Source organism: Serratia myotis (assembly GCF_027474885.1).
Taxonomy (GTDB): domain Bacteria; phylum Pseudomonadota; class Gammaproteobacteria; order Enterobacterales; family Enterobacteriaceae; genus Serratia; species Serratia proteamaculans.
Window position 1 is genome coordinate 4,033,410 of sequence record NZ_CP099707.1, and the last position, 11,796, is coordinate 4,045,205.

Consider the following 11,796-nt stretch of genomic DNA (forward strand, 5'->3'; position numbering starts at 1 on the left):
GCTGAACCCTTTTTTATTGCTTTATAGATCGTCGCAGCGCATGTTTCTTATTGTTCCCCTCAGGCTAAATTCGGCTTCCCGCTGTCGAACAATCGACGCAAAGCCGCAGTCCGCCTGGCTTTTGAGAGGATCCATCGTTCTTGTCCATTGCAACAATCAGAAAAAGCGCATTTTAATCTTCGGGCTTCTGATGCAGTGTGTTCAGCCTACGATGGAAAACGTTCTCATTTCCTACATTGACGTTAGGTCAAGGAGCTTATAAATGAATCAATTAGACGCACTCAAGCAGCTAACTACGGTTGTGGCCGACAGTGGCGATATCGAATCGATCCGCCAGTTCGAACCGCAAGATGCCACCACCAACCCTTCCCTGATCCTGAAGGCCGCTGCACTGCCTCAATATAAGCCACTGATCCTCGAAGCCCTGAGCTATGCCCGTCAGCAAGGCGGCAGCAAAGAAACCCAACTGATTAACGCCTGCGACAAACTGGCGGTCAACATCGGCGTCGAAATTCTGAAAAGCGTCCCGGGCCGCATCTCCACCGAAGTGGACGCCCGCCTGTCCTTCGACCGCGGTATGTGCGTGGCCAAGGCGCGTAAACTGATTGGCCTGTATCAGCAACAGGGCATTGATAAGTCGCGCATTCTGATCAAACTGGCTTCTACCTGGGAAGGCATCAAAGCCGCCGAGGAGCTGGAAAGAGAAGGTATCAACACCAACCTGACACTGCTGTTCTCTTTCGCCCAGGCCCGCGCCTGTGCCGAAGCCGGGGTGTTCCTGATTTCACCTTTCGTTGGCCGTATCTATGACTGGTATCAGGCCAAACAGCCGTCCGCTGACTATAACGCCGAGCAGGATCCGGGCGTGGAATCAGTCCGCAGCATTTATGAATACTACAAGCAGCACCGTTATCAGACGGTGATCATGGGTGCCAGCTTCCGCAAGGTAGAGCAAATTCTGGCGCTGGCCGGCTGCGATCGCCTGACTATCGCACCGAACCTGCTGGAACAGCTCAAGCAAAGCGATCAACCGGTAGAACGCAAACTGACGCCATCTACCGAAGGTTTCCATCAACCTGCCCCGCTGGCCGAGGCCGAATTCCGTTGGCAGCACAATCAAGATGCCATGGCGGTTGAAAAACTGGCCGAAGGTATCCGTCTGTTCGCCGTTGACCAGCAAAAGCTGGAAGACATGCTGGCCGCTGAACTGTAATCACTCTGGAGTCCCGTAATGTCTGCTCGTAAAGAACTCGCCAACGCCATCCGCGCACTCAGCATGGACGCCGTACAAAAAGCAAATTCCGGCCACCCGGGTGCACCTATGGGCATGGCGGACATCGCCGAAGTCCTGTGGCGTGACTACATGAACCACAACCCGACCAACCCGCACTGGGCTGACCGTGACCGCTTCGTCCTTTCCAACGGCCACGGCTCCATGCTGATTTACAGCCTGTTGCACCTCACCGGTTACGACCTGCCGATGAGCGAGCTGGAAAACTTCCGCCAGCTGCACTCCAAAACCCCGGGTCACCCGGAATACGGCTACACCCCGGGCGTGGAAACCACCACCGGCCCACTGGGTCAGGGCATCGCCAACGCCGTCGGTTTCGCCATTGCCGAACGTACCCTGGGCGCGCAGTTCAACCGCCCTGGCCATGACGTGGTCGACCACCACACCTACGCCTTTATGGGCGACGGCTGCATGATGGAAGGCATCTCCCACGAAGTCTGTTCACTGGCCGGTACCCTCAAGCTCGGCAAACTGACCGCGTTCTACGATGACAACGGCATCTCCATTGACGGTCACGTCGAAGGCTGGTTCACCGACGATACCGCCGAGCGCTTTGAAGCTTACGGCTGGCACGTGGTGCGTCACGTTGACGGTCACAACCCGGACGCCATCAAGGCCGCGATTGAAGAAGCCCGCAAGGTCACCGACAAGCCGTCGCTGCTGATGTGCAAAACCGTGATTGGTTTTGGTTCCCCGAACAAGGCCGGTACCCACGACGTGCACGGCGCGGCACTGGGTGCCGCCGAAGTGGCTGCCACCCGTGAAGCCCTGGGCTGGAAATACGCCGCCTTCGAAATCCCGCAGGACATCTATGCCCAGTGGGACGCCAAAGAAGCCGGTAAAGCCAAAGAAGCGGCCTGGAACGACAAGTTCGCCGCCTACGCCAAAGCCTTCCCGGAACTGGCTGCCGAGTTCAAACGCCGTGTGAACGGTGAACTGCCGGCCAACTGGAAAGCTGACGCCAAAGCCTTCGTTGAAAAACTGCAGGCCAACCCGGCCAACATCGCCAGCCGCAAGGCCTCGCAGAACGCGCTGGAAACCTTCGGCAAGGTGCTGCCTGAATTCCTCGGCGGCTCCGCTGACCTGGCACCGAGCAACCTGACCCTATGGTCCGGCTCCAAGCCGCTGAATGAAGACCTGGCGGGTAACTACATCCACTACGGCGTGCGCGAGTTCGGCATGACCGCCATCACCAACGGCATCGCGCTGCACGGCGGCTTCCTGCCGTACTCGGCGACCTTCCTGATGTTCGTGGAGTACGCCCGTAATGCGGTGCGTATGGCGGCGCTGATGAAAATCCGCAACGTGTTTGTCTACACCCATGACTCCATCGGTCTGGGCGAAGACGGCCCGACGCACCAGCCGGTTGAGCAGATTGCCAGCCTGCGCGTGACCCCGAACATGAGCACCTGGCGTCCGTGTGACCAGGTGGAATCGGCGATTGCCTGGCAGTACGGCATCGAGCGCAACGACGGCCCGACCACGCTGATTTTCTCGCGTCAGAACCTGACCCAGCAGCCACGTACCGCAGAGCAACTGGCTAACGCCTACCGTGGCGGTTACGTGCTGAAGGATTGTGCCGGTACGCCGGACGTGATCCTGATTGCCACCGGTTCGGAAGTGGGCATCACCGTGGAAGCGGCAGACCAGCTGACCGCAGCGGGCACCAAGGTGCGCGTGGTCTCCATGCCGTCTACCGACGCATTCGACAAGCAGGATGCGGCCTACCGTGAATCCGTGCTGCCGGCGGCGGTAAGCGCCCGTGTGGCCGTGGAAGCGGGTATCGCAGACTACTGGTACAAGTATGTGGGCCTGAACGGCGCCATCGTGGGCATGACCAGCTTCGGCGAGTCTGCCCCGGCGGAGCAGCTGTTCAAAGAGTTTGGTTTCACCGTGGAAAACGTGGTGGCCAAGGCGCAGGCACTGCTGAAGTAAGCCGTAAGTAGGGGCGCCGCATGCTGCGCCCTGAACATGATGACGAAAACCCGGCAATGCCGGGTTTTTTATTCCATAATCCGATGAATTTGCAGGTACTGCAGCAGCATAATGGTCTTGCCGTCTTTCATCCGCCCGTCGGCGATCATCGCCACCGCCTCGGTGAACGGCAGTTCCACCACTTCAATGTCTTCGTCTTCGATACCGCCGCCGGCTGCACGACGCTCATCGTCATGGTACTCGGCAATAAAGAAATGAATGATCTCGGTCACGCCGCCCGGTGACATGTAGGCTTCGAAAATCTTCTTCACCTCGCCAACCTGAAAACCGGTTTCTTCCACCGCTTCACGGCGCGCGCACTGCTCCGGTGAGTCAGCATCCAGCAGGCCCGCACAGGCCTCCAGCAGCATGCCGCTGTCGTTGCCGTTAACGTAGGTCGGCATACGGAATTGGTTGGTCAGCACCACCGTGCCCTTGGCGCGGTTATACAACAAAATGGTTGCGCCGTTACCGCGATCGTAGACTTCACGCATCTGCTGAACAGAACCGCCATCCTTGCGCTTCAGATCAAAAGTGTATTTGTGCAACACATACCAGTTATTCGACAACAGCTCTTTTTTCACATTCTCAATTTTCGCTGACATGAACCCTTCTTCTTTTCCGTTAGCTGAAACGCAAAAATGATACCGCGATTAAGCGCCGAAGTGACAAAGGATTTGCAACAAAAAACCCCGCAGCTCATCAAGAACTACGGGGTTTTTACCACCGAAAGCATTTAGAAGCCGTTAGGCACGTCGCGCATATCCGGCAGCTTGTGGGCGATCCCCTTGTGGCAATCGATACAGGTTTTTCCTTCGGTTATCGCCTTGTCGTGCATCTTCGCCGCCACGGTTTTCTGCGCGGTAAAGTCCATATATTCAAAATTATGGCAGTTGCGACACTCTTGCGAGTCATTGGCCTTCATGCGGGCCCATTCGTTGCTCGCCATCGCCAGCCGGTGCTGATCAAATTTCTGTGGCGTGTCGATCAAACCGAATGCTTTGGCATACAACTCTTTGCTGGCTTTGATCTTACGCAGCATTTTCGGCCCCCACTCATGGGGCACGTGACAATCCGGACAGGTAGCGCGCACGCCGCTGCGGTTGTTGTAATGCACCGTGCCCATGTATTCCTCATAGACGTTTTCGCGCATTTCATGACAGCCGATGCAGAACTGCTCGGTATTCGCCGCCTCCATGCCGGTATTGAAACCGCCCCAGAAGATGATGCCGGCACCAAAGCCCAGCAACAACAGCGTACCCAGCGCCAGCCGACTAGGCCTGCGCCACCAGCGCCATAACCGCAGCAGCCGACCGGGCTTTTTTTCAGTGGTGGTGTGTTGGTCTTCGCTCATAGCTCCCCCGCTTAGTGCCCAAAGCCCGGCATGGGCTGGAAATCATTGCCGACAATCGGCGCCGCGTCGGTTTGCGGTACGTGACACTGCAGACAGAAATAACGACGCGGTGCGACTTCACTCAGCACCTTGCCGTCCCGGTCCATAAAATGCGTCGGACTGATACGCGGCGCACCGGTGGTACGGTAATGTTCCACGCCGTGGCACTGCAGGCAGCGGTTGGTGTTCTTGCTGATCTGATAGCCATCGACGCTGTGCGGGATCATCGGTGGCTGATTGACGTAGTTCAGCGCCATCCGTTCCTGCTGTTTCGGCATCGAGATCGGCCCGCTGACAGTCCCGGACACTTCCGGGGACTTACTGAGATCGACATCACCAGCAGCAAACGCCAGACCGGCGAAGGCCAGCGATAACAAGGTAACCCACAGGGCAAGCGTCTTTTTCACAACAGGGCTTTTCATTTTTATTTGGCTCCCGGGTAATAAAATGGGGTGTTCATCGTGCAATTCGTCCGCCTCATACCTTCTGCAACTTCACCGCACATTTCTTGAAGTCGACTTCCTTGGAAAGCGGATCGGTAGCATCCAGCGTCAGGTTGTTCACCAGCTGCGCCGCATCAAAGAACGGCATATACACCAGTCCTCTTGGCGGACGGTTACGGCCACGGGTTTCGACCGTGCTGATCAATTCGCCACGGCGCGACAGCACCTTGACCTTCTCGCCACGGCGCAGGTTGCGGCTTTTGGCGTCCAGCGGATGAATAAACAGCACCGCTTCCGGGAAGGCCCGATGCAACTCCGGCACCCGGCGGGTCATCGAACCGGTATGCCAATGCTCCAGCACCCGACCGGTGGATAACCAAAGGTCGTATTCGCTATCCGGGCTTTCCGCCGCAGGTTCGAACGGCAGTGCGAAGATCACCGCCTTGCCGTCCGGTTTGCCGTAGAAACGCACTTCTTCCCCGGCTTTCACATAAGGATCGGTACCTTCGCGATAACGCCACAGCGTCTCTTTGCCTTCCACCACCGGCCAGCGCAGACCGCGAGCCTGATGGTAGCTATCAAACGGCGCCAGATCGTGACCATGACCGCGCCCAAAACCGGCATATTCTTCAAACAGCCCTTTTTGCAGATAGAAACCGAAGTCGCGCGCCTCGTCGTTCAACTGGTCCGCCGGGATTTCGGTCAGCGGGTATTTGTTGACCTCACCATTGGCAAACAGCACGTCGTACAGCGTTTTGCCGCGATATTCCGGTTTCTGTGCCAGCAGTTCCTCCGGCCACACTTCTTCTACCTTAAAGCGCTTGGAGAACTCCACCAGTTGCCACAGGTCAGATTTGGCCTCGCCCGGCGCTTTCACCTGCTGACGCCAGAACTGGGTGCGGCGCTCCGCATTGCCGTAAGCGCCCTCTTTCTCCACCCACATAGCGGTCGGCAGGATCAGATCGGCAGCCAGGGCGCTGACGGTCGGGTAAGGATCCGACACCACCACAAAGTTGCGCGCATCGCGCCAGCCCGGCATACGGTCTTCATTGATGTTCGGCCCGGCCTGCATGTTGTTGTTGCACATCACCCAGTAGGCGTTCAGCGTGCCGTCTTTCAGCGCGCGGTCTTGCGCTACCGCATGCAGCCCGACTTTAGCCGGGATGGTGCCGGCCGGCAGTTGCCATTTCTGTTCAGCTGTCTGGCGGTGCTTTTCGTTGGTGACCACCATGTCGGCCGGCAGACGGTGAGCAAAAGTCCCCACTTCACGCGCGGTACCGCAGGCGGAAGGCTGGCCGGTCAGCGAGAAAGGTCCACAGCCCGGTTTGGAGATCTTGCCGGTTAACAGGTGCAGGTTGTAACACAGGTTATTGGCCCACACGCCGCGCGTGTGCTGGTTAAAGCCCATGGTCCAGTACGACACAACCTTGATATTCGGATCGGCATACAGCTTGGCCAGCGCTTCCAGTTGGTCTTCCGGCACGCCGCTCATTTTCGCCGTTTTTTCCAACGTGTATTCCGCCACGAAGGTCTTGTATTCCTCGAAGCTCATCGGATCCGAAGCGTCGCTGCCCGGGTTTTTCGCCGCTTTTTCCAGTGGGTCAGTCGGACGCAGGCCGTAGCCGATATCCGTCGCCCCACGGCGGAAGTTAACGTGTCGATTCAGGAAGTCCTGATCCACCGCGTTGTTTTGAATGATGTAATTGGCGATATAGTTCATGATCGCCAGATCGGTCTGCGGCGTGAACACCATGCCGTTATCCGCCAGCTCGAAGCTGCGATGCTCAAAGGTCGACAGTACCGATACGTTGACTTTCTCGTTGCTCAGGCGGCGATCGGTAATGCGCGACCACAGGATCGGGTGCATTTCCGCCATGTTGGAGCCCCACAACACGAAGGCGTCGGCCTGCTCGATATCGTCATAGCAGCCCATAGGTTCGTCCATGCCGAAGGTGCGCATAAAGCCCACCACCGCGGAAGCCATACAGTGCCGAGCGTTCGGATCCAGGTTATTGGAGCGCAGGCCGGCTTTCAGCAGTTTGGCGGCGGCATAGCCTTCCCACACCGTCCACTGGCCGGAGCCGAACATGCCAACCGCGTCTGGGCCCTTCTCTTTCAGGGCCTGCTTGAACTTTTCGGCCATGATGTCGAACGCCTGCTGCCAGCTGACCGGCGTGAACTCGCCTTCTTTGTGGTACTGGCCGTCTTTCATGCGCAGCAGTGGCTGAGTCAGACGATCTTTGCCGTACATGATTTTTGGCAGGAAGTAGCCTTTGATGCAGCTCAACCCACGGTTGACCGCCGCATCCGGATCACCCTGTGAGGCCACAATGCGGCCATTCTGGGTGCCAACCAGCACGCCGCAGCCGGTACCGCAGAAACGACAGGGCGCTTTGTCCCATTTGATAGAGTCAGCGCTGCCGGCCACTGCCTGCGCCACCGTAGGAATAGTCAGCCCGGCGGCTGCCGCAGCGGCTACCGCGGCGTTTGCTTTCATGAAGTCTCGACGACTGAGTTTCATGGCGTTACCTCACCTTGAGTGTCCTGCTGGTGATAAACCAGCGATACCGCCAGCACGCCATCCAGATTGCGTACCGACTCAATTTTTTCCAGCAGCTGATGAGAACAAGCCGCCTGCATCACTACCACCAGCTTGCCGTGCTGCGGATCCTGCGCCGGGATTTCCGTGTCCGTTATCGCCAGCAAGGCCGTTATCAGTCGTGGAATTTTTTCCGGTCGCGCCTGCACTACCAGCCCGCTGACGTGCCATTCGCTATTCATTATTATTTTCGCTCCGGGTTAAGGTGACGGCGTCGGCCGGACAACCGGCGACACAGGCGCCACAGCCATTGCAGGCCGCGATATCCAGCGTCGGTTGTGCCATTTCGCCCAGACGTGGCCGAAAGCGGATCGCCTGAGTCTCACAGCTATCCTGGCAACTGCGACATTCCACGCCCCGCTGCGCCAGACAGGCGCTACCGAATACCGCATGTTGCCGCCAAGGGGTTTCTGCCAACGGGCGAAATAGCGGTTCTTCGCAGGCCTGTACGCAGAGCCCGCAAAACGTGCATTCCGCTCGCTGAAAATCAATTTCGGGAAAACCGCCGCTGCCGCCGATCAGCACCCCGGTTTCGCAGGCGCGAACGCAGGCCTGGCAGCGAGTGCAACCGGCAATAAAAAGGGATTCTTGCAGCGACCACGGGGGGCGGATCGCTGCGGTTGGCTGACGCCATTGTCCACCGAGCAGTTTGCGCCGTGACAATACGGTCATACGGTTTTTCCTCGACATTGCAAACACGCCATCGCGCGTAATAAATAAAACCTGTTTTTGTATTGTTATTGTAGTCATTGCCAGGGAATTTCCCGTTGCCGCCATAACGTGAAAGACGACAGGAATAAACCCTGAGAAAGACGGGGGTAAGATAAGGGGATCGCTGGGGGTATATAATTACCCTAAAGGGGTAAATGCGGGGGTAGCTTGCGCCAGATCAATCTATTTCCGCTCTCAATGGGTTATCGGCCGCAGGAACGCCAGTCAGACGCTATCTAGTTGATTATATAGCGTCTGAATTTTGTGGTGATGCAGACCAACTTAATGCAAAACGCAGTGCATTTTAGTTGCAAAACTTATAATTTTGCTTTCGAATGAAACCCGGCGATGCTCATCGCCCACCAGAAAAGGATGCATGATTGCTTGTTAAACGTTCAGTGACCAGCAGCCTGGCCAAGGCGCTGTTTTGCATTGTAATTTTGTCCGTGCTCTCCACCGGGCTGGCGCTGACCACCGTTGCTGACAGCCTGCGCGACGCCGAAGCGGTCAACATTGCCGGTTCACTGCGCATGCAGAGCTACCGACTGGCCTACGATCTCACCCGCCCGGCTCCGGAGCTGGAGCAGCACCTGTTGCAGTATCAGCAATCGCTGCAGGCCCCGGCATTACAAAAGCTGGACCGTTTTTACGTGCCTGAGGAGGTGCGGGAAAAGTACCTGTCGCTGCAGCATGCCTGGCAACCGCTGGCGCAGCAGATCCGAGCCGGCCAGTCGACCGACTATCAGGCCAATATCGCCGGCTATGTTAACCAGATTGACCATTTTGTGTTGGCGTTACAGCGTTATTCCGAGCTGAAACTGACCATCGTGGCGGCCATCAGCGTGCTGGGCTTTATCGCCATTATCGGCCTGGTGCTGTTTTGCATCCGTTTTATGCGCCGTCAGGTCGTGGCACCGCTGAAACACCTGGTAGATGCCAGCCAGCGCGTGCAACAGCGGGACTTTAACCACCCGCCGCTGGATACCGCCCTGCCGAATGAACTCGGGGTACTGTCGCAGGCCTTTACCGCCATGTCGGGCGATCTGGCCAAGTTATATAACTCGCTGGAGCAGAAAGTGCAGTTAAAAACCCAGCGGCTGCAACAGGCGAACAAGACGCTGGAGGTGCTGTACAACTGCTCGCAAGCGTTGAGCGTGCGGCAGATAGACCAGCAGGCATTCGAACAGATCCTGCATATCGTGCGCCAAAGCGAAGATTTGCACTGCATTCGGCTAAACGTGGCGGACAACCTCAGCGAATGGCAATTGCGCAGCGGTAGCCCTTCGCCGACGCTGGCGTGGCAATCGTTGACCATCATCCAGGGCGACAAACCGCTGGGTGAACTGAGCTGGCAGCATCAGGATCATCCGCCACACCCACATCTGATGCAAAGCGTGGCCAACATGCTGAGTCGAGGGGTTTATTTTAACCGGGCGCAGAAACAGCATATGCAATTCTTGCTGATGGAAGAACGCGCCACCATCGCCCGGGAGCTGCACGATTCTCTGGCACAGGCCCTGTCATTCCTGCGTATTCAGTTAACCCTGCTCAAGCGCAAACTGGCGGGCAGTGCCCCTGAAGCCCAAGAGATCATTACCGATTTTGACCAGGCGCTGGCCGATGCCTATCGTCAGTTGCGCGAGTTGCTGACCACCTTTCGCCTCAACATTCAGGAGGCCGATTTGAACACCGCGCTGCAGCAGTTGCTGGCGCCATTAAAGGTTCTTACCGACGCACGGATTCAGTTACACTGTCGGCTTTCTTCCCAGGCGCTCAATGCCCAGCAGCAGGTGCATGCGCTGCAGATTGTGCGCGAAGCGGTGCTCAACGCCATCAAACATGCCGGAGCACAGGAAATCGTGATTCGCTGCGAAATGACGGCCGAGGGGGATAACAGTATCAGCATTGCTGACGACGGCTGCGGCATTGCCAGCCTGAATGAACCTGAAGGCCACTATGGCCTGACCATCATGAGCGAACGCGCTGCGCGACTGGGAGGAACGCTGCGCATCCAGCGGGGTGAGCCGGACGGCACGGAAGTCCGTCTGACATTCCCGCCATAAAATCAGGACTGTTCACCCTTCGTTACGGTTTAGCGAAGTCTAACGGTCATTTCAGGATGTCCGGGGCGCTAATTGCCACTATTTTATAAGAGTCTGTCCCACTGTGAAGCGTGCTGCACAGCGCGTTTGAGTGGCTTTACTCGCTACAGGGAGCATATTTCATGGTGATGAAGAATTACCGAGTGATGATCGTCGACGACCACCCGCTGATGCGCCGCGGCATCAAACAACTGCTGGGGCTGGATCCGCTGTTTACCGTGCTGGCCGAAGCCAGTAATGGTAACGAAGCCATTACGCTTGCGCTGCAACACGCGCCGGACGTCATTCTGCTCGATCTGAATATGAAAGGTTTATCCGGTCTGGACACGCTGAAAGCGCTGCGCAATGAAGGCGTGGATGCCCGCATCATCGTGCTGACGGTGTCAGACTCACGCAACGACGTGTATGCGTTGATCGACGCCGGTGCCGACGGCTACCTGCTGAAAGACAGTGAACCGGAACAGTTGCTGGAACACATTCGCGCGGCGGCGGAAGGACAGAACGTGATCAGCGACGCGGTGGCGGACTATCTTTCATCCCGCAGCGAACAGCACGATCCCTTTGCCGAACTGACCGAACGCGAGCTGGACGTGTTACAGGAAGTGGCGCGCGGCCTGTCCAATAAACAGGTAGCGGCGCAATTGCACATTTCTGAAGAGACGGTAAAAGTGCATATCCGCAACATGCTACGCAAGCTGGACGTGCGTTCACGCGTGGCGGCCACGGTGATGTATCTGGAGCACAAGAGTCATTAATACTTCCCCGGCACGCCGGGGAGGCTTTATTCAATCGCGGCGAGCAGCGTCTGATGGTGCTGGTTAACCCAGCCCTTGTTGATCGGCCCCCAGTTTTCCAACTGGTAGAAACCGTCGTTATTACGTACGCCCTGCTGAACAAACTGCAGCTCCACCCCCAGGCCTGGCAAGGCTTTCAACACGTCTTGCAGAGTACGGCGCGGCCAGCCGGTCAACTCCATCAAACGTGGAACATTGGGCCGTTCGCTGTGGCTGATCAGCCAGCACAGATAAAGACGACGGGCAAATACCGGGTTAATTTCCATGCCTTGCTCCTGCATTAATATGAGTCCTGATGATTTCCCGTGAACCCTGATCGGTCAGGCCCTTGATAGTAATAAATTTGTCTTAATGGCGTAATTAACAGCAATAGCAGCACCATTGCAGGTTTCTACTACCGTTATTTACATTATCTCCTTTTTTTCTCCACGCTTTACTCCCCCTACCCGAGTAAAGTGCATAAGCGCCGGAATCCTTCCCAGCCGCTGA

The 11,796-nt window shown here is 57.1% G+C and carries 11 protein-coding genes; 4 read left to right on the top strand and 7 right to left on the bottom strand.

From position 1 onward, the window contains the following. Positions 1–262 precede the first annotated feature (262 nt). Complete coding sequence (gene tal, locus NHG65_RS19085; RefSeq protein WP_099063618.1) at positions 263–1,213, top strand: transaldolase; 951 nt, start codon at positions 263–265, stop codon at positions 1,211–1,213. A gap of 18 nt (positions 1,214–1,231) precedes the next feature. Then, positions 1,232–3,226 carry a transketolase gene (gene tkt, locus NHG65_RS19090; RefSeq protein WP_261427924.1) on the top strand — a complete coding sequence of 665 codons (1,995 nt, stop codon included), beginning with the start codon at positions 1,232–1,234 and terminating at the stop codon, positions 3,224–3,226. A gap of 68 nt (positions 3,227–3,294) precedes the next feature. Here tkt and nudK read toward each other — a convergent pair whose 3' ends face one another. The 6 genes from nudK to napF all read right to left on the bottom strand — a co-directional run bounded on the left by nudK (position 3,295) and on the right by napF (position 8,372). Then, positions 3,295–3,870 (bottom strand): GDP-mannose pyrophosphatase NudK, encoded by a 576-nt coding sequence (nudK, locus tag NHG65_RS19095; protein WP_099062551.1) that lies wholly within the window; start codon positions 3,868–3,870, stop codon positions 3,295–3,297. A gap of 131 nt (positions 3,871–4,001) precedes the next feature. Next, positions 4,002–4,619 carry a cytochrome c-type protein NapC gene (napC, locus tag NHG65_RS19100; protein ID WP_085118070.1) on the bottom strand — a complete coding sequence of 206 codons (618 nt, stop codon included), beginning with the start codon at positions 4,617–4,619 and terminating at the stop codon, positions 4,002–4,004. An 11-nt stretch (positions 4,620–4,630) separates the two neighbouring features. Beyond that, positions 4,631–5,080, bottom strand: a complete 450-nt coding sequence (gene napB / locus NHG65_RS19105; RefSeq protein WP_099062552.1) for a nitrate reductase cytochrome c-type subunit — start codon at positions 5,078–5,080, stop codon at positions 4,631–4,633. Positions 5,081–5,135: 55 nt separating this feature from the next. After that, positions 5,136–7,622: a nitrate reductase catalytic subunit NapA gene (gene napA, locus NHG65_RS19110; RefSeq protein WP_099062553.1), complete on the bottom strand. Its 2,487-nt coding sequence runs from the start codon at positions 7,620–7,622 to the stop codon at positions 5,136–5,138. Further along, positions 7,619–7,885, bottom strand: a complete 267-nt coding sequence (gene napD, locus NHG65_RS19115; protein ID WP_176980464.1) for a chaperone NapD — start codon at positions 7,883–7,885, stop codon at positions 7,619–7,621. Before napD ends, napA begins: the two co-directional genes overlap by 4 nt. Next, positions 7,875–8,372 (bottom strand): ferredoxin-type protein NapF, encoded by a 498-nt coding sequence (gene napF, locus NHG65_RS19120; protein ID WP_099062555.1) that lies wholly within the window; start codon positions 8,370–8,372, stop codon positions 7,875–7,877. The genes napD and napF overlap by 11 nt, the downstream gene beginning before the upstream one ends. A gap of 419 nt (positions 8,373–8,791) precedes the next feature. On the opposite strand from napF, the gene narQ reads away from it, so the two are divergent. Next, complete coding sequence (gene narQ, locus NHG65_RS19125) at positions 8,792–10,474, top strand: nitrate/nitrite two-component system sensor histidine kinase NarQ (RefSeq protein WP_099062556.1); 1,683 nt, start codon at positions 8,792–8,794, stop codon at positions 10,472–10,474. Between the two features lie 161 nt (positions 10,475–10,635). Then, entirely contained in the window at positions 10,636–11,268 is a 633-nt protein-coding gene (narL, locus tag NHG65_RS19130) for a two-component system response regulator NarL (RefSeq protein ID WP_085118079.1), read from the top strand. Positions 11,269–11,294: 26 nt separating this feature from the next. Here narL and NHG65_RS19135 read toward each other — a convergent pair whose 3' ends face one another. Next, entirely contained in the window at positions 11,295–11,573 is a 279-nt protein-coding gene (locus tag NHG65_RS19135; RefSeq protein ID WP_099062557.1) for a winged helix-turn-helix domain-containing protein, read from the bottom strand. Positions 11,574–11,796: the final 223 nt, after the last annotated feature.